Annotated in this window: 12 protein-coding genes; 3 read left to right on the forward strand and 9 right to left on the reverse strand. The window is 41.5% G+C overall.

The window, feature by feature from the left end; translation table 11 throughout:
- The first annotated feature begins 26 nt into the window (after nucleotides 1–26).
- Entirely contained in the window at nucleotides 27–1,385 is a 1,359-nt protein-coding gene (locus IQ259_RS16740) for a DUF3370 domain-containing protein (RefSeq protein ID WP_193886735.1), read from the forward strand.
- A 43-nt stretch (nucleotides 1,386–1,428) separates the two neighbouring features.
- On the opposite strand, the gene IQ259_RS16745 is transcribed toward IQ259_RS16740, so the two are convergent.
- Nucleotides 1,429–2,043 (reverse strand): hypothetical protein, encoded by a 615-nt coding sequence (locus IQ259_RS16745; protein WP_193886736.1) that lies wholly within the window; start codon nucleotides 2,041–2,043, stop codon nucleotides 1,429–1,431.
- 251 nt (nucleotides 2,044–2,294) lie between these two features.
- On the opposite strand from IQ259_RS16745, the gene IQ259_RS16750 reads away from it, so the two are divergent.
- Nucleotides 2,295–2,861, forward strand: a complete 567-nt coding sequence (locus tag IQ259_RS16750; RefSeq protein ID WP_193886737.1) for a Uma2 family endonuclease — start codon at nucleotides 2,295–2,297, stop codon at nucleotides 2,859–2,861.
- A 1-nt stretch (nucleotide 2,862) separates the two neighbouring features.
- Here IQ259_RS16750 and IQ259_RS16755 read toward each other — a convergent pair whose 3' ends face one another.
- The 6 genes from IQ259_RS16755 to prfC all read right to left on the reverse strand — a co-directional run bounded on the left by IQ259_RS16755 (nucleotide 2,863) and on the right by prfC (nucleotide 14,819).
- Nucleotides 2,863–4,197: a hypothetical protein gene (locus IQ259_RS16755; RefSeq protein WP_193886738.1), complete on the reverse strand. Its 1,335-nt coding sequence runs from the start codon at nucleotides 4,195–4,197 to the stop codon at nucleotides 2,863–2,865.
- A 224-nt stretch (nucleotides 4,198–4,421) separates the two neighbouring features.
- Nucleotides 4,422–4,817 carry a DUF1499 domain-containing protein gene (locus tag IQ259_RS16760; RefSeq protein ID WP_193886739.1) on the reverse strand — a complete coding sequence of 132 codons (396 nt, stop codon included), beginning with the start codon at nucleotides 4,815–4,817 and terminating at the stop codon, nucleotides 4,422–4,424.
- 791 nt (nucleotides 4,818–5,608) lie between these two features.
- Nucleotides 5,609–8,329, reverse strand: a complete 2,721-nt coding sequence (locus tag IQ259_RS16765; protein WP_193886740.1) for a DUF3536 domain-containing protein — start codon at nucleotides 8,327–8,329, stop codon at nucleotides 5,609–5,611.
- A 1,203-nt stretch (nucleotides 8,330–9,532) separates the two neighbouring features.
- A complete protein-coding gene (locus tag IQ259_RS16770; RefSeq protein WP_193886741.1) occupies nucleotides 9,533–10,018 on the reverse strand; it encodes an RNA-binding protein in 486 nt (161 codons plus the stop codon).
- Between the two features lie 664 nt (nucleotides 10,019–10,682).
- Entirely contained in the window at nucleotides 10,683–12,941 is a 2,259-nt protein-coding gene (locus tag IQ259_RS16775; RefSeq protein ID WP_193886742.1) for a M48 family metalloprotease, read from the reverse strand.
- Nucleotides 12,942–13,190: 249 nt separating this feature from the next.
- Nucleotides 13,191–14,819: a peptide chain release factor 3 gene (gene prfC / locus IQ259_RS16780; protein ID WP_193886743.1), complete on the reverse strand. Its 1,629-nt coding sequence runs from the start codon at nucleotides 14,817–14,819 to the stop codon at nucleotides 13,191–13,193.
- Between the two features lie 142 nt (nucleotides 14,820–14,961).
- Here prfC and IQ259_RS16785 point away from each other — a divergent pair, with 142 nt between their 5' ends.
- On the forward strand, nucleotides 14,962–15,303 hold the full coding sequence (locus IQ259_RS16785; protein ID WP_193886744.1) for a DUF4870 domain-containing protein: 342 nt from the start codon (nucleotides 14,962–14,964) through the stop codon (nucleotides 15,301–15,303).
- 193 nt (nucleotides 15,304–15,496) lie between these two features.
- Here IQ259_RS16785 and IQ259_RS16790 read toward each other — a convergent pair whose 3' ends face one another.
- A complete protein-coding gene (locus tag IQ259_RS16790; protein WP_193886745.1) occupies nucleotides 15,497–15,727 on the reverse strand; it encodes a hypothetical protein in 231 nt (76 codons plus the stop codon).
- Between the two features lie 218 nt (nucleotides 15,728–15,945).
- Nucleotides 15,946–19,458: a HEAT repeat domain-containing protein gene (locus IQ259_RS16795; protein WP_193886747.1), complete on the reverse strand. Its 3,513-nt coding sequence runs from the start codon at nucleotides 19,456–19,458 to the stop codon at nucleotides 15,946–15,948.
- Nucleotides 19,459–20,179 lie beyond the last annotated feature (721 nt).

A 20,179-nucleotide genomic window follows, 5' to 3' on the forward strand; every position in this document is an offset into this window, starting at 1 on the left:
TTTAGGAAAAATAGCTAACTAAGTATATGTTGTCATTTTTACTGGGTTTACTGATTGCTCAAACAACTCCTCCCACACCACCACCAGAAGAAGTTGTCCAACCACAACAAGTCCTTCCCTTACCAGGACAGTTAGATAAAGTACCAACTTTTAATAGCAACAGTCCAGAATTAGTATTAAAAGAAGGGATTTTACTGTCTACTTTTCCGGGAGATAGTAAAAAAGTCCCAACCGCCCATTTGAATTATCCTTTTCGGGGACGATTTGATATTTTTGCTCATCACGTCGCCAAAGCTGATCCACCAGAAAATGTGCGATCGCTCTACCTCGGCATAATTCTAAATAACCCAACTGAGAAACCAGTCACAGTAGATGTATTGCAAGCGGCAAGTTATTTAAGTCAACCTGATGCACCGTTTGTTGAGTTACCGCCTTTTGTGGAAGATCCTGCGGGTAAAGTATTTGCCGGGCCAGGCGATCGCGTCATGTCTGATATTCTTAGAGGCAGGCGACAAGCAACTTTCCCCGCACAAATTGTACTTCCGCCGAAGCAAAGCCAAATGTTACTTAATCTTCCAATTCCTGTGCAGGGATTAACACCACCTTTAAATGGTCGCTCTACCTTAATGCGCTTGCGGAGTAATGGTAGAGTCTACACTGCTAGTTTAGCGATGTTTGCCAAGACTAATGCTGATGGCAGTGAACGTGCGCCAACTTTAGAAGAGTGGCAAAGTTTATTAGATAACGGTGAGTTGTCCACGCCACGAGATAAAACACCTACTCCCTTAGAAGAAACTGGTAAGCCAAGAATTTACGGACGTGTGGCTGGTGTGGCTGGTGGTTCCTCTTGGAGAGCATTTATAGTCGATAGTCCCAAAGCCAGATTGCTGACAATTCCTCAGCCGGGAAAAGCTGTTTCATATGCTCTTAGTACCTTGGATGGTGGTACTTTGGGGACTAGTCAAATTCAGAGTGCGCCGATGTTAGTACGTTATCCTGACACTGCATATCGAGCGCATGGCAACTATGGAATTCAATACAACCTCAAGTTGCCGCTACATAACAATACTTCCAGTCCGCAAACCGTTGCTGTATCTATGCAAACACCAATCAAAGAAGATCAGTTAGTCAAACCTGGACTGCGCTTTTTTAGTACCCCAGCACGTCAAACCTTCTTTCGGGGAAGTGTGCGGATACGTTACAAAGATGACAAAGGTATGCCGCAAACTAAGTTTGTGCATTTAGTTCAAAAGCGGGGTCAACCAGGAGAGCCTTTGGTAGTATTGAATATGAAAGCTGGCGATCGCAGATTAGTCGAAGTAGACTTTCTCTATCCACCAGATGCGACACCACCACAAGTATTAACGGTGTCAACTCAAAGATGATTGTTTGATGTGTAGAGACGTTGCACTGCAACATCTCTACACATTAGTCAACAGGTTCAATACCAACGTGTTGCGTAAAGACGTACCAATCTTGCGCGAAACCTTTAAATTCGATATCTTTCAGGCTAAATTTTAGATGACTATCCTGAAGCGAAAATTTAACAATATTATTAGTGTCCGGCTTGTCTGTTAATAAAATTAATTCTGTACCGGCTGGGATTACCTGCTTAGATTGATCATTCAGCACTTTAGAATCTACAGGCTGGCGCTTGATGATGGTGTCTGCGTTAAACACAAGCTTGAGAAAACCTTGTTGATTACCGACACTTTGGCGATCTACAGTAATTTTTAATATATCCTTGGATTGTTGCTTAGTTGCGATCGCTTGAATAGTTGCTACGGGGTTAATTGTCTCTTGGATAATTTTGGCGTGTTTTGCGAAAGCAAACCAGTTACTACTCAAGCCTTTAAATTGAATATCTTCTAAAACTAATTTATAGTGGTCAGAATTATTGGCAGGTATTTCGTAAGACTTGAGTACCAGTATTGTACCGACGGGAATTTTCTGTTGTTTAGTGCTAGGTAATTGACTTGATTGCACTGGTTCTTGTTTAAGATTTGTCTCTTGGATAAACAGAATGCGGTTTAAGGTAGCCATATTTTCGCCCTGAAAAACTCATATCAAGTTATACAATATAAAATTCAACTTCTACAGCGAAAATTCCAGATTTACTGCTATTCAGATCCCCGACTTCTTAAAAAATCGGGGATCTTATCGTTCATCAATAATTAAGCTGGCCATACCACTAAAATTTAAGGTTTACTTTATAAATCATCTCTTATTATCTACTGCTAAAATTTAACTTAAAGATAACTAATGCTAGTAAAAAAGACACGAGGAAAGGTTAAATGAATAGTGTGGTTCTCAATCTAGAACCGATAGCTCATTTAAGTGATGAGCAATTCTATCAATTATGTCTGGCGAATCGTGACTTAAGCCTGGAAATGAACGCAGCAGGAGAATTAATTATTGTGCCACCAGTAGGAGGAGAAATCGGAAATCAAGAAGCTGGACTAATAACTGATTTAGAAATTTGGAATCGGCAAGCTAAATTAGGCAAAGTTTTTAGTTCTTCAACTATTTTTATCCTGCCAAATGGTGCAAAACGTTCTCTTGATGCGGCTTGGGTAAAATTAGAACGGTGGCAAGCTTTAACCCCAGAACAGCGCCAAAAATTCCCGCCACTTGCACCCGATTTTGCTATTGAACTCCGTTCTCAAACAGATAGGCTCAAATCTCTCCAAGAGAAAATGCAGGAATACATAGAAAATGGTTTGCGTTTAGGATGGCTGATTAATCCTCAAGATGCCAAAGTCGAAATTTATCGACTAGGAAAACCTGTTGAAGTGATGCAAATGCCAGCCATTCTTTCTGGAGAAGATGTATTACCTGGATTTGAGTTGCAATTGAATTAGTCTAACCTCTTTGAAAACCTTTTGCTGGTTGTTTTTGTCCCTTACCTTTGGGTTTAGATTTATTAACTTCTGCGATCGCTTCTTGAAATAAATTATGCAAATGTAAAGGAACGCTGGCAATTTCTGGCAATTCTGGCTCGATAGATTTACCAAACTCTTGCAAAAGAGCATCCAAGTCAGTAGCAAGGCTAAACTCAGGACGCTGCAAGAAATCCTGCAATACTTTTTCTAGTTGAGTAGGATATTGTTGCGCTAACCGATGCCAGATATAAGCATTAATACTTTTATCTTCTAAATAGTGACGAATTAGTTTCTCCGCACCATCAATACTTTGCCAGTCATCAGCTAATAAAATAGTTGTGACTTTAGTGTATGTTGGTAAAAATATCAATCCCCAACGAGAATGAGAAATTGCTGTCACTTGTTCGGCTTTTCTCAGTTCAGCGGGTAAATCTACCTTGGGAGCAACCATCTTTTGATTGCCGTTTTTACCATTGAACATTTCAGAAACGACATGAGAGTCAGCACCGATTTCTTTGGCTGCGGCTTGAATCTCATCTTCTCCGATACCAGATTCTGCTGCTATCTCATCCAAAGATTTAGAAGTATCGAGTCCTGCTGCTTTTAGGTATTTATCACTGATAATTTCTTGGAATTCAGCTATTTTTTTATTCAGTTGGTATCCTGGCATAGTGATTTCATCACCGCCAAAAAAATCAACAAACTGCTGATAATATTGCTCTACTGACTGCCAAGCTTCTTCTAATAAGTCCGGCGCATCGCTGTAAAGATGATTTTTATAGTTATCTTTAAAATTCCCAATTGCAACAGCAAGTTTTGGCTTACCTAAATTCCCCATAAATGTGTGAGTTCCAGAAAATATCCAGTCGCTATCAGTGAGGGGAGAAATGCGTGTAAGTAAGATATCTCCTGGCTTAAACCGAGATATTGTTTGTAGTTTTTCTGCACTATTTGGCTTGACAATGTAGTGTTTAGCTGTCAGCCAGTTCATGAGTTCTACGCCATCAGGTAGAATTTGGGTGATGGTAAATAAACCCATAAAACTACGATGCCAAGTGTTGATCAAATTGCGATCGCTATCTGATAAATCTGTATTACTGGCGATAAATAACTCTATTGGTGAGTTATCATTAACTTTCCCTTCTGCAATAAAGCTGTCAATGATTAAGTCTTGTTGCGTGCTATCTCCATTACCACGACGCAACTGCGTGGCTGCATAAACCTCTAATGCTTGTGCTAGTTCGCCTTCCGCATCCAGGACAAAATCAACCAAGGCTTGTTTGAGTGTGTGCGATCTTTCTACTATGACATCCACAAGCGAATCTCTCTGCTCAACAGTTGTAGACTATAGCGTTTTGGAAGATGACAACATCTAGCAATAGCTAGATTTAGTTTAGCTATAAGTAATTAGATTGATGCTTAAGCTGACGACCAAAGTACAGTGAAGCAAGTCGGGAAAATTAATGTTAACGAGGTAAGCCTTTAAGCACAGAGGTGTGCGAGGGTAAAGAATTTAAATCTTCACCCTGTTTTAATAGACTATAACTCCTGAAATTTAGTGCGGATTGTTTCAATTCTTTGACGATTGACACCTAAATCACTTTGACCTAACCGAGAGGCTGAACGCACTTGAATAACATTAGCATGACGATCTAGATAAAACTCTACATCATCGACAAATCCCATCAGTCCACTCTTAAATTCTGCATATAAATAGTCCTGATTTTCGGCAATAATTGTAGTTCTGGGTAAGGATTGAATAATACTTTTGAGATTGGCGATCGCTTGTTCTGGACTAGTATTAAAAGTTAGCGGTGCAATTTGGTGAACTGCGTCTGTACTCTGGCTAGATACACAATTAGGTGAATTGGGGCAAGCTGCTAATTTGCCATCATGCACACCCAAGTTATTCGGACGTTTACCTGCAAAAATCATAGTTTTATTGGCTGATAGGGGAAATACTCAGTAATTAGTACTTTTTTATAATTTAGCAATTTATTTGAGTTGCTTAATTATGATGTGGGTTATTTATTAAAACTAAAATATTTAGACTCTTCAGTACTTATTATGCTAAATCATTAGACAAAACATAAAAATATCTAAATAATTATGTTAATATCTATTCATGCTGAAGCCTTAATTTACTTGACATGCAAGGATTATTTATTATTCACTACAAGAATAAAAATAATAATTTTAAGTTAATTTATGGTCATGCTTAAGAAAAAAGGAATAAAAGTTTTAACAGAACTTTTAGATTTACCATCTGTAAAATTACTAGCATAACGTATTTATAGAATGATCATGGAACAACCAGTGGAACTGTAGAAGGAATTAATCACAAACTTAAGCTGATTAAACGCTCCTGATATGGATTCTGAAATTTTGATAATTTCAGAATAAGATGTTTGCTAAATTGGGCTTGACTCACTATTTTAGCATAACAAGTACTGAAGAACCATAATCGTTAGTGTTCCACTTTTATTTGTGCAGCGATCGCTTCCCTAATTCAGGCTAATAAGCTAATCGTCATTTAAATTGCACCATTTTCATGGTAATCAAAGCTGCAAACCCTCTCCCTTGCTCCCTGCTCCCTGCCCCCCTGCGGCCTCAATGTGCAAATTAAATGCTTAACAGCTTAGGAGTAATCGTTTCTCCATTTTGGATAAAAAACAAGATCCCCAACTTCTTGAAGAAATCGGGGATCTGCGCCTACTACAAATCAACTAATCCAATTTACTCAAAATTGCACTGACATCAACAGCTAATTTTTGTCCTAATTTCAACAACTGCCGACACTGATTAGTATCATCTTTATTCATCAGACTAGTAATACAAACAGGTACTATCCGACTGTGCAGACAACTGAAGTACAGTTCTTGAGAACGATACAGAGAAATACCCAAATTTAGCTGATATCCGACATCAATCAATCTTTCTAAAAGTTGGATATCTGTGGCAAAACTACCATTGGCATCATGCAATAATTGCCAGAGCGATCGCAAGATCAACTGCTCTAACATTTGCTTACCTTCAGCAATATTTAATCGACAACGCAGATGTTTGGCTTCTGTGGCGATCGCTTCTAATTCTACAATGTGATTCCAGCACAATTGCGGTTCGGCTATATCTTGCTCTAGCGATCGCAATTTTGTCATACAGCGATATCCTAAAGCAATCTCGGCTGCTACTTGCAACTCTTGTGGTACTTCTAGTTCATCCCGATGGAATGCCATGAGTACGCCGTAATTTTCCCGGTACGTTTGAGTATAAAGTTGGTCGAGCCGTGTCAAGGTTTCTTGACTAATTAACCGCATAATTCGATGGCGTTCTTCGGCAAATAGATTTTGCAAACTGAAAGTTTCATTGCCAAATAACTGTGTCATCACCAAAATAGTATGGGCTGCACTTGCTTGTTGGAGTGCTGCAAATAGCTTTTCTTTCAACTGACTGTAATCACGTCGCCCACTAAACTGTTGAATGCAGCAGTGAAAATCCCAGCCACCCAAATGCAAAACTGCAAATACTAAATGTTCGCTTTCCCAGGTAATTTCTGAGACTAACTTCAAATGTCCCACCACCAAAGTCAGCGATCCCATACGTTGCAGTTGGTAATCTAACTCATTGGCAGTGTAACAATAAACCCGCTTATGGCGAGGATGGTGCAGTTTACAAGAGATATCTTGTCCTGATAAATTGCCAGTTTCTGGTGATCTATGATGATTGAACAACGAAGTAATGGCATAGTGGGCAGCTACTTGCTTGAAGCTGACTTGAGCAGTTAGCACCAAATGTCGATAAATCTCACCACCGTGCTTGAAAAATTCTACATTGCTCGGTGCTAAACCCAGACGTTTGAGGAAGCCTTTTTCTAGTTGTACGCCCGCTACATCTCCTGCTAGTTCTAACGCACGGGCGGCATAACGGAGAATCTGAGTACCTTCTGGACGAGATAGTTCTTCAAAAAACCAACCGCAACTGGTGAACATTAATAAGGCGTGACGCTGCATTTCCAATAGACGCAAAGCATCTACTTGTTCGGCGGCGGTGAGTTTGTGAGTTTGATGACGAGAGAGGAAGCGGCTGACATTGGCAGGAGAGCGATCGCGCATGACTTTGATATATTCATCTCTAGCTATCCAAGGATCTTGGAAAAACTGCTGGCCATATTCGTCATACACTGCAATTAACTGATCCCGCAGCCAATTTAAGGCATTGCGTAAAGGCTTACGCCATTTTTGATGCCAAACACCGCCTTCCCCACCACAACCACAGTCATCTTGCCATCTATCTACGCCGTGGGCGCAACTCCAAGCTGTGACTGGTTTTAGCTCTACTTCCCAGGTGGGAGGATTTAAGCTGAGGTAGTGAGCAAAGTTCGTGACTGTCCAATCGTGATCTGGAAATTCTTCTGTAAAGGCGTAAGCTAAAGTTTTTTCAGTGCCTTTTTTATGGTGTCCGAAAGTTTCCCCATCGGTGGCTACAGAAATCAATTGCGCTGGACGATGATCCCCTCGCACAGCTGAACCGATGCGTCCCGCCAAATGATGGGAACTATAAGTAACATCTGTAAAACCCATGTCCCGCGATATCGGGCCATCGTAGAAGAAAACATCAATATAAGGTAGTCCTTCTACAGACTCGTCAATACTCTCTGTTGAGGAGATAGTACTAAGAGGTGAAGCCGCTGTCTTCAAAGTTGGCTTCAAATAGCAACGATAGGGACGAGTGGGATCAATCTGGCAGCCGCCTACTTCATACCATTCTGACTGGGGATCATTTTTATGGGGTAGGGGACGGCAACGTTGTGCTTGTGATGGTGCCAAGATAATGAAACGAATACCTTCGGCGATGAGAGCTTCTATAGTTGGATAGTCTACACCTGTTTCTGCTAACCACATACCTTCGGGATCGCGGCCAAAGCGGGATTTGAAGTCTTCTTTGCCCCAGCGAATTTGAGTATATTTATCGCGTTCGTTAGCCAGAGGCATGATGATGTGATTATATACTTGCGCGATCGCATTACCATGACCTTGCAAGCGTTGGGCGCTTTTAGCATCTGCCTCTAATATTCTTTGATAAACCTCTAAATCATAGCGTTCTAGCCACGACATCAAGGTAGGGCCAATGTTAAAGCTGAGGTATTCGTAATTATTCACGATCCCCATGATTTCGCCCTTATCGTTCAATATCCTGGCAAAGGCATTGGGACGATAGCATTCAGAGTGAATTCGCTCATTCCAATCATGGAAAGGAGCAGCACTAGGTTGGCGCTCAATTGCATCTAGATAAGGGTTCTCGCGCGGTGGTTGGTAAAAATGACCATGCACCGTGACATAAACACCAGTAGACGTTCTCAGGGGATCGTTTTGGTGAGTCTCTTTGATCGTGGGATTATTTGTAAATGTCGAGCCAGAACTAGCTGGCAATTCAGCAGCAGAAGTCATGTATGTATATTTATCCAAAACAAAAAACTTGTACTAACGCGGAAAGCGTTGTATTCCAACCTCATTTACACAGGTTTCAACACAAAATCCGGTATAGAGTAAAACTATGGGTCTAGGATACAGTCTAATTTGTGAAAAAGCAGTCTGACTAGAGTGTGAAATCTGCGTTATCGCATAGCTGTTTCTCAACTATTACTAAATTCTCAGCCATCTAACAACGCCTCTGTTAGGGTTTTCTCTTCAGGAGTCCCAATAAAACTTTAATTGTCTTTTGATATATTAAACTCGATTTTTGGTGTGATTATTCACGTCACAATTGATACTTTTACTACAAAAGATTGCAAAAAATCTTTAAAACGCAATCTTAATTTACATATTTCTTTTCTGTTATACTGGAAAGATAACTTTCTGCCATCACTCTCAGAAAATAATAATTTAAATCAAATTCTGGGACTTGAATTTCATCAATGTTTGAGACATGATTTCTTAATAGTAACTAAAATTTCTCCTCAAAAAGTGGAAAATATTTTCTTAAAAAGCTTTCAATGATTGGGTCATCCCACTCTGACAAAAAAGAATACAGTTCAAATAAAATAATTTTTCTATATAAATTTTGTAGAGATGTTGCATTGCAACATCTCTACATTTTTTTAGTTTAAGAGTTTGAATGTCTCTTACTCTGGCGGTTCAGAACTCTGGAAGATTTGCAAAAACTTAGTGAAGTTGAACCTAGGCGATACCTACTGCGGTAAACTACGCAATGTTTGATAAATTGAGGATGCCTGAAAAATTGTGACTCTGTGCCAAGGTTCCACAAAAAATACTTTTGCGTAGCTTAATTTTTTTAGTCAATTACCTCAAAAACAAGCAAAATTATTTCAACAACAAAGTCAACCCAGCAAACACACTTCATTTAACACTAGGGATGTCTAACGACATGCGAGAGTCTTAGCCGTTGGCGTAGCTTTTGAGCGCCGCTAACAGCAGTAGCCCGCTTCCTCCTATAGGGGTACATGTTGGGGAAGCCGACGACAGTTGCTATAACGCGGGGAACCCGCGCAACGCACTGTCTCACCACTATACATCTACGCTCTAACAATAATAGCTGGCAGTAATCTTTGATTGAGTCAATCAGGATTCATGGACAATTAAAAATTAAAAACCAGCAACTTGATTTTTAATTTTTAATTTCCCTTGCTAGTGTTAGTTTGTGGTTTGTGCGGCTAACATCTGCTTCAGCTTTTCCAGTTCAGATGCCCAACGGGGATCTGGACGGATTGCATCTGATTCAGTAGAAGTGCTAGTTTCGCGCCCACCGCTGCTACGTTTAGACTTTTTAGAGCTTTTATCACGACGGTTGCTGTCTTTATTACTGCTAGGAGTGGGACTGCTATGTACAGCAGCTTTAGGCGCTGGCTCTTCGCCCTCATCACCCTTGGTTCGGGGCAATGCTTTTTCTAGCTTTATCGGGGTATCTTTAAACATCTGACCATTATATTTTTCAATAATTTGATCAGCTTGATCGTCATTGTTTACGGTTAAGAAACCAAAACCACGACATTTACCAGTTTTCCGGTCTTTAATTAGTTTTGTGGTAACAGCATCGCCTTCTTCTGCAAAAACTGCTTGCAGGTCTTGACGATCTATTTCTTCTTTTGGCAAATTGCCTATATATAGGCGAACAGACATGAACTATACCTCCAGAGTTTAATGAACGTAGCAAGGCAAGAGAACAATCACTTGGTTTTGGCTTTTAAATAGATAGATGCTATTGATTAAAATTGCCACAAACCAATTTTTTTACTCCAAACTGTCAACCTATACAATACAGTTTTTCGTTTGGACAAAGCTTGTATATTACAAAAGCGCACACAACGCTCAGTTAATACCACCTTAATTCTAAAATTTGTAAATTTATTAGCTTACTGTCTGCCACAGTAAACTTTTTTTGATGTCCTTGCCCGCAGAATTCAACACCATTTCCTACATTATCACGGTATCTTCTACGTAGCTAGTTCAGAACACACATTTCCGATTATATTGCGAATTGATCGTAGCATAAAATACATTTTTTTCTCAAGAGCGGATATTTGAAACAAAAACCAGCCATTGGCTGGTCGATTTGCTGCTGTGTTGGGAGGATAAAAAGATCCATTGGCGCAAGCAGTTGATAGCAATCACTAAGTTGGGATGCTAAGTTATGCTGTTTGCTAGGAATATTGTTAATAAATGTAACACTTGTAAAGAAATGTTGCAAGTTTTATCATTGGTTATTGGTCATGTGTGAAAAGGCAGGAGGATGAAATTTCATACTACCCTGCGGGAACGCCAGGGGCGAACACACTTCTTTTGGCTAACCTAGGAGAAAAATGTAAGCACCCCAAGCTTGTGCAGCTACCGCCAAAACAGTAGACCAAATCGGGTGAGGACTATAAATAGTTGTGCCACTTTGAGTTTGTAAAGTTTGAATGTCAATCCAAGGTGTTGCGCCTCGACGAAACCAGCCTGTGACAGTAATTTGCCGACCAATCAAATCTTGAAGATTGACTTTCTGCCCCAAGCATAGCCAAGGAACGTGGTGTAATTTCACCAAACCTGTGCTGGACTGTAATATTAAGTCTTGTCCTAGAGAATTAGCTGTGCCAGAACGACCTAATAACTTCCCAACCAGACAGACACTAATACTATCAATGGGGATTGTGGATGGGTTAGCTAACAGGTTAGGTAAGCTTTCATCAGCTTGCCAACTAGCAGTTTTGATGTTCGGAAAAAAGGCATTCATCCGAATTACTAAACCAATGCTAAAACCAATCAGTAGGCAACCACTCAAAAAATTCCAATCTTCGTAAATCCACTTCAAGTTCAAATATTTGAGAGTGAAAGCAATTTGCCACATCAACCAAATCAACCCGGCGAATCCAAAACCCAATGGAACACCTAAAAAAGGAGCGATTTGGAGTAGAAAAGATTGACGTGTAGTTTTGATCAACTGTTCGCTAGTGAGATGGAGTTCGGTTTCTATGTGCCAGTGACGAGCTATTTGACATAGCCATTTGATACGCTGGCCGATTAAAGGATGGCTATTATTAACTGTCAGCCAGCGACTATAGGGATTGAGATAATCCCACATCAAGGCAGATTCAAAGGAAATATGCCCAGCCACACTACCAAAAGACAGACTTTGTTGATAGCTGACAGGCATGAGAAGATTTAAACTTTCTAATTGGCAGTTGGTATGCTGGGTTTGTTGAATATCATGAGCAATGCCGATCGCAATTTTCAGGAAAGCACGAATCAGAGCATTGGGATTACCAGTGATTTCGGCAGCTAGGCGATCGCTATAATAATGCCGGGAGCGCGAAAACCACAAAGCCGTCCCGGTAAATAAACACCACATCCCATAAGACAGGCTGGAGAGAATGTTAAATGGCCATTGCCAAAAACCGGGAGTGATGCTGTTTCCCCACTGGGAAATTTGCTGATATAGTCGGTAAATTGGTAAAGTGAGCAGCAATACCAGCGACATCACCAAATAGTCGCCGTGGGCAATGTGTCCTAGCTGCGTAGCGTAGATAGTAGCAATTTCATCATCTGCCAGTTGATTTAATAGCCCTTGACTAACTACAATCCGGGCATTGCGGGGCAAATTTCCGTAGGTTAAAGCTACAGGCGCAGTTATGGGTAAAATTCTTAGTTGGGGTGAGTGCCAGCGTCGTTGTTGACAGTAGCGCTGGAGTACCCTGGCTGTTTCCCGACTGCGGCTGTGTAAGACATCTTTAGACAATGGTTGCTGGTTGCAAAACCTAGCTAGTAACCAATCTAGTAGCCAAGGGGACAAAGCGATCGCACTGCCCAAAAATCCGATCACAATTAGCTTTGGGTCGCGGTACAAAAACTGCAATGGTTCTAAATAAGGTAGCTTGTTTAAAATCCCATTCACCGATAGCATTCCTAGTCTGAGGATGAACTCTATCACCCAAAACAAGGCGATGATTGTCAAGAGTGCTTGCAACCGCAAAGGCAGTAAACTCGGTTTACGTAGGGGTTGCCACACCTTGGCGCGTTTTGCTTGTCGCCAGTAAATATTTAGTCGCTGAGTTGGTGTATAACTATCAGACTCTGTAAAACCATTGTGTGGTGTTACAGGTGTTTCGATGAAGGTATTTTGATAATTATCTGACTGTGTAGATGTTTCGAGCAAAGGCTGTTGTGAGTGTCCTGACGACAGAACCGATGAATTGCCAGAGCTTGTAGTTGTTTTTGATGTTTGTGGCGATGCGGTGGAACTTTGGCGATTTTCTGCTGATGATTGCTCTTTTTTGACTGCTTTTTTTTGTTTTTTGCGTTTTGTTAAATGTGTCAGAGCGCGTTCTGCCCACTCTTGGACTTGGGGATTCTGGCTATCTTTGAGAGTTTGGCATAGAGCGATCGCTTTACGGGCTTCGCCAGTGCGGGCATAGGCCATAACTAACCCAACGCGAGCTTGTAAGCTAGTAGTGCTATTGCCTTGACTACTAGCCACAGACTCTAGTTGAGCGATCGCTGTTTGATAATTTCCCTGTTTGAGGGCAGTTAAACCAGCCTCCAAAGATGATTCAGCATGTGAAGGCATAGAAATTCTGGCACTCCAATCTCTGCTAACTGACAGAATAAGGTAAAAGTAAAAAGTTAAAAGGCAAAAGAAAGAAGAACAAAATCGGTCGCTAGTCCTTAGACTGCCGCGCGCGCTGTGCGCTTGGGATAAGAGGATTCTCTTTTTACTTTTTACCTTTATCTTTTGACTTTTTATCTACGGTTGTGCAACAACACGATCCGGCGATGCCGTGGACATCAACTATACCCGATTGGCGCACCAAATGAATTATGATTCCACTGGTGATTGACCATAAAATACCGGGGCGATCGCGCTTAATTTTAAATTGGGATGATCTTCTTGTAACTGATTGATATTCCATTCATTGCGGAACAGCAATACTGGCCTGTCCAGGCTGTCTTTGACTGTGGTGCTGTTAAATAAACGTCCCACTTTATTCAAAGCTTCCCAACCACCTTCTACCCAACGAGCGACGCTGTATGGCAGTAATTCTAAAATGGTTTCTACACCATACTCGTTTTGTAAGCGAAACTGCACCACTTCAAATTGCAACTGACCTACCGCCGCCAAAATTGGGTCGCGTTTGGCTTCGTCAATTGAGTACATAATTTGCACAGCACCCTCTTCCCGTAATTCCGAGATGCCTTTTTGAAATTGCTTAAACTTCGAGGGGTTGGGGTTTCTGAGTGTGGCAAACAGTTCTGGTGAAAAATACGGAATCCCCTCATATTCCAGCTTCTGCCCTGTGTAAATGGTATCACCGATCGCAAAAACGCCGGGATTGTTCAAACCGATTACATCACCAGGATATGCAACATCAATTGATTCTCGTTCTTGGGCAAAGAGTTTTTGCGGACGAGATAAACGGACAACTTTGCCTGTCCGGGCGTGATTGACTGTCATATCCTTTTCAAATCTACCAGTGCAGACCCGGATAAAAGCGACGCGATCGCGGTGCTTTGGATCCATATTTGCTTGCAGTTTGAAGACAAATCCGGAAAATTCCGGGTAAGTCGGGGGTACTTCACCGACGCTGCTATTGTGAACGCCTGGTTTCAGAGCAAAATCCAGGAAGGACTTGAGAAATAACTCCACACCAAAGTTGGTCATGGCGCTACCGAAGAACACTGGAGTCATTTTGCCTTGATGCACCAATTCCAAATCTAGTTCCGGGCCAACTCCCTCTAAAAGTTCCAGATCATTTTTGAGTTGGTGGTACAAATCTTCTTCCAGCAGTTGTTCAATTTTGGCATCGCCTAATTCTATAGTTGTGTCGCGGGCTTCCTTGCTACCGTGGGCGCTGCGTTCAAATAAGTGAATTTGTTGCTGCTGACGATCAAATACACCCTGAAAGCGATCGCCCATCCCAATCGGCCAATTCACTGCGTAAGTCTGTAACCCTAATTCCTGTTCAATTTCATCTAACAGTTCTAGAGGTTCTCTACCCGGACGGTCGAGTTTATTTACAAAGGTAAAGATTGGCAACCCCCGCAGTTTGCATACTTCAAATAACTTGCGGGTTTGAGGTTCCAAACCTTTAGCGACATCAATTAACATCACCGCATTATCGGCGGCGGCGAGAGTGCGATAAGTATCTTCACTAAAATCTTGGTGTCCGGGCGTATCTAATAAATTAATCTGACAGTTTCGGTATTCAAACTGTAATACAGTGGAGGTAATAGAAATTCCCCGTTGTTGTTCCATTGCCATCCAGTCTGAAGTTGCCTTGCGCTGCGCCCGTCGAGCTTTCACCGCCCCAGCTTCGTGAATTGCGCCTCCGTACAACAGTAACTTTTCTGTAAGCGTAGTTTTACCTGCGTCAGGGTGAGAAATAATGGCAAAATTGCGCCGCAATTCTACTGCTTGACCAAGTTCTGCTTGAAGTTCCGTTGACATAGTTGACCTAAATGTATTAGCTATTTTGTTACTTTACTTAACTTAATTTTTTTCTACTTTAGTAAGTCTTTTAATCTTAAAACAACGAGGCTCGTGATAGGGTCGTAATATTACTAATAACCGGAGTGAATAGGAGAAAAGAATGAACGACCCAGACAAGCGAAAGCTTTTATCTGCTTTATGTCATGGAGCCATTTTTTTCAGTACGGCTTTTGTATCCGTCGGTGTACCGATCGCTATGCTATTCATCACGAGCGATCCAATTGTGCAAGAAAATGCCAAAGAATCCATTAATTTTCACTTGAATGTTTGGATTTATGGAATTATTATTACAGCATTAATTTGGGTAACTTTAGGTTTGTTATTTCCTTTAGCAGGTCTTGGATATTTGCTGCATTGGGGATTAACAATTTGGGCGATCGCTAGTGTAATTACCAATCCAGATCAACCTTTCCGCTATCCCTTCATCTTCCGCGTCTTATAATCCTCTGCGTTCAGGAATCAAAAATTAACATCTTTTTTCCCAAACTATTAGCTAGATGCAGCCAGGTAGGTTGGGTGGAGCGATCGCACCACCCGACAAAGTCTTGATGATGTTAAGTAACGCACCAAAAACTTTGCGGTAGATGCGTACTCTCGCCGCTAACACATCCTACGTGTATTTGTGAGTCATTTTTTTATAATGACGCAGTGTTAGATTGAATAGACTTGGCAATCTTGACGAGCGATCGCAACGCTTCATTTACAGAAGCCGAATCTGGAAAAATTTCCGCTACATCTGGATCAAGAATGACAACATTACTCGATTGCGTATAAGCTGCGTAGTACTTACCACGAACACCACCTGAAAAATCATACTCAGATCGCATTTCATCATTATTAGTTGTTGCTTCAAATTCCTGACTCATAATTCCTTACTTCTCTCTAACTCTGTGTTCTCTGTGTCTCTGTGGTTCGTTAAAAAAAATGGCGTTGCTGAATTTAGGGATGAAATAATGAACCGCAAAGTACGCAAAGTACACAAAGAAGAGGTTTTGAGAGATAAATATAAGAAAATCATCCCGCATTTATGCAACACCAAAAAAATTAGTCTTTGACTTTTGACTTTTAACTTTTGACTTGCTTATCACGACCTTGGCCGTAACAACTGCACGAAAGTATCACTCACAGTATGATCCTTCGTATCAGCCGCGTATTGAATTAACTTTTCTCGCAGTTCCTTCGCCGCATCTAAAGGTAGTAGCGTCGCCAGCAAAAAGTATACACCACGAAAACGCGGGTCGCCCATGTGGTCGATGAGGTGTTTTTCCGCTTCCTCATTGTCACCCAGAAAGTTCTGCACTAAGAAAAATTCCATGATTTTATCGTGGCGGAAATACCATTCCTTTTTCGCTGCGCCTTCTTCGTTTTGCCACTGACGGCTGACGACCATTTTATATTTATCATCTTCCAAAGACTGTAAAACTTGGTGAAATTCTGCCGCAGGTAGCGCCTGTTCATCATCCAGCCGCATTTGATAAACTGCATCGGAGAATTTTTTTAACGGAAATTCCTGCTTCCACTCTTGCAAATACTCCGCCGCCATCAATACATATTGTTGTTGTTGCAAGTGAAACAAGTTAGGAGACTCACCTTGAGATAACATCAACGCCACTAGGGATAAATCCATTGGGTTAGAGAGAATCCTTTGATTAGCGGCTAACTCCTCTGGTGATTGTTGCTGGCTGAGGGCTTGAGTTAAATAATTATTGCAGGCTTGTTTGTAATTATCACCTTGAATTTTGGCATCTTTGGGCAGTTGTGGCTGTCGGGAAAGTAAAAATTGCTGAATTTGGGCTAACTCCAGGGATTGTAATTTATATATCTTGGCTGTGGAAGGTGGTGTCCACTCTAAGGGCTGGGTAGCCATGATGATGTTACCCCGGAAATAGCTTTCCACAAACTGGCAGATTTTCGCCCTCGTGTCGGCGGTGACTTCGTTTAGCCCATCGATGCAGATATCTAACGCGCCACTGTAAATCAAATTCTTGAGAAAATCAGCGTCTTGTGCTTGTCCGTGCAGCTTGGCTTGAATGGCTTCAATTACCCCCTTGTCGCACTTGCGGGCGGGGAGATAAACGACAATACGCCGTGAGGTTTGCACCAAATACCGCAGAAACATCGACTTACCCAACCCAGAATCACCTTCCAGAACAATTTGCCCGGTGATGCTTGGTAGAACTTGGTTAATTGCTTGGGGTTTCTCTGCGCCGGGAACTTTTACCAGAGATTCTGGGAAATAAGCTTCCGGGTTAAAATTATCTAACCCAGCATCGGCTAACAGGGATGGCTTGAACGGTTCAAATAACTTGCGGCGGAAAAACGGAACCCAGGTGAGGAGAAAGCCGACGTAACCCACGCCTAAGATGCGACGCACCCAAGGATTCCAGAAGAAGATGGCTTGCACTTGGGGAAACTTGGGATAAGCGAAGATGAGCGCCAGCCAAACCAGAGCATGAGAAATGATAGTGATTCTGGCGTTGAAAAACCACTGCCAACCTTTGAGGTTAACTATCACTGATTGCAGTGAATCCGCTTCGTTGAATCCGGCGTTTTTGAGGTTGTGGTAGTGAGTTTCTAAGATGACAATATCTTGTGGTTGCCAAGAGACTTTTCTGGCGACTACTGCAATTTGGCTGGCTAAGTCTTGTTGTAATTCTGGTAAATTTTGGCTAGGTTCCCAAGCGTCGCGGAAGACTTCTAGTGTTTTGACACCTTCAGCGTGTGTTAGTTTATCAGGAATGACTTTCGGTTTGCCTAGCCATGTCAGCAGTGTTTTGACTTCATTTATACCGCCACCCAGGAAATAAGTTAAAAATCGCCACTGTGCAATTTGTAATTGACCTTCGTAATAAACGCTATCCAAAATTACAACAATATTATTCAGCTTGAGTTGTTCTATTTTTCCCAACGCTACTGCTACACCGACACGAACATAATTGTCAACAGATTTATCCTTGAGGGTGTCAGCGATGTCTTTGACATAAGGTTTGGCAGCATCACCCAGATTTCCTAACGCCACTGCTGCACTGGTACGAACATAATTGTCAACAGATTTATCCTTGAGGATGTCAGCGATGTCTTTGACATAAGGTTGAGCAGCATCGCCCAGATTTCCCAACGCCTCTGCTGCACTGGCACGAACATTAGATTCAACAGATTTATCCTTGAGGATGTCGAGGATGTCTTTGACATAAGGTTGAGCAGCATTGCCCAAATTTCCCAACGCCTTTGCTGCGTTGGAACGAGCATTAAAGTCAACAGATTTATCCTTGAGGAAGTCGAGGATGTCTTTGACATAAGGTTGAGCAGCATTGCTCAGATTTCCCAATACCTGTGCTGCATAGTAACGAACATTATTGTCAACCGATTTATCCTTGAGAATGTCAGCGATGTCTTTGACATAAGGTTGAGCAGCATTGCTCAGATTTCCCAATGCCTGTGCTGCATAGTAACGAACATTATTGTCAACCGATTTATCCTTGAGGATGTCGAGGATGTCTTTGACATAAGGTTGAGCAGCATTGCCCAGATTTCCCAACGCCTCTGCTGCACTGGCACGAACATTATAGTCAACAGATTTATCCTTGAGAATGTCAGCGATGTCTTTGACATAAGGTTGAGCAGCATCGCCCAGATTTCCCAACGCCTCTGCTGCAATGGCACGAACATTAAAGTCAACAGATTTATCCTTGAGAATGTCAGCGATGTCTTTGACATAAGGTTGAGCAGCATCGCCCAGATTTCCCAACGCCACTGCTGCACCGTAACGAACATTATTGTCAACCGATTTATCCTTGAGGATGTCGAGGATGTCTTTGATATAAGGTTGAGCAGCATTGCCCAGATTTCCCAATGCCACTGCTGCACCGTAACGAACATTATTGTCAACCGATTTATCCTTGAGGAAGTCGAGGATGTCTTTGACATAAGGTTGAGCAGCATCGCCCAGATTTACCAACGCCTCTGCTGCACTGGCACGAACAGTTGTGTCAACAGATTTATCCTTGAGGAAGTTGAGGATGTCTTTGACATAAGGTTGAGCAGCATTGCCCAGATTTCCCAACGCCCCTGCTGCATAGTAACGAACATTAAAGTCAACAGATTTATCTTTGAGGATGTCGAGGATGTCTTTGACATAAGGTTGAGCAGCATCGCCCAGATTTCCCAACGCCACTGCTGCATTGGCACGAACATTAGAGTCAACAGATTTATCCTTGAGGATGTCGAGGATATCTTTGACATAAGGTTGAGCAGCATCGCCCAGATTTCCTAGTGCTGATGCTGCACTGGCACGAGCATCTTTGTCAACAGATTTATCCTTGAGGATTTTGAAAACTTTCTGTGCAATATCCTCTGGTTTGTCAAACACCAATTTCAAATTTTGCAAATCATATTCCTTGAGCTTGTCAAAAGCAAATTTCTTCACTCCGTCATGTCCATCATCCAGGGCGGCGACTATACCGTTAATCTGCCATGCTTCTGGTTTAGGCTTGGGCTTTTCTTTGGCGCTTACCCAAGGTAAACACAGCAAGAGTGTCAGCAGCAGGGTAATAAGAAAGAGGAAAAAGAGCGATTTATTTTTAATATACGTATACATTTTTAATTCGTAATTCGTAATTTATTTAGTAACGCACCGCAAACTTTGTGGTAGATGCGTTACGCTATCGCTAACGCATCCTACTGGCTGTTTCATTTTGTTATGGAATTGGTGTCAGACATTGTTTGTGAATCACAAAATCCCCGACTTTTTGGAAAAGTCGGGGATTTGAATTTTTCTAGTCGAGTGTTGACTTTATTACAAAAGTTGTTGTCGTAAGGACACAAACTTCTGTCGTAAGTACACAAACTTCTGTCGTTAGAACACAAAGTTTTTTTGTTATTCAGTTAGTATTTGCCTATTACAAATAACAGTCTGTAATGAACAATATTTGTATTAAATAATGCTACTAATATTACTTTAATTCCACAGTATTTATCTGTGTAAAAACTGGTAAATTTTTCCTAAAAATCTTGGAAATAGTAGTTGACAAGTATAAAATTATACCTTAATGTATAAAGTATGAGAAAGGCGATCGCTCCACTCCCGCAAAGAAGAAAGCAATCGCCCTAATCAAAACCCCCTCAAAAGGATAAAAGCGATCGCTCCACTCCCGCAAAGAAGACAGCAATCGCCTTTATAACCCCCCTTAATCCCCCAGGGCTGTTTCATTCCCTAAAACAGGTAAAATAGCAAGAGTGGAGGGGAAAAGAATATGGGTGCAGATTTGATTGAACAATTAAAGCAAGTGGAAGATTTTAGAACGACTGATGGACGAAGA

Origin of the sequence: Fortiea sp. LEGE XX443, assembly GCF_015206815.1 — a bacterium.
Classification (GTDB): Bacteria; Cyanobacteriota; Cyanobacteriia; order Cyanobacteriales; family Nostocaceae; genus Nostoc_B.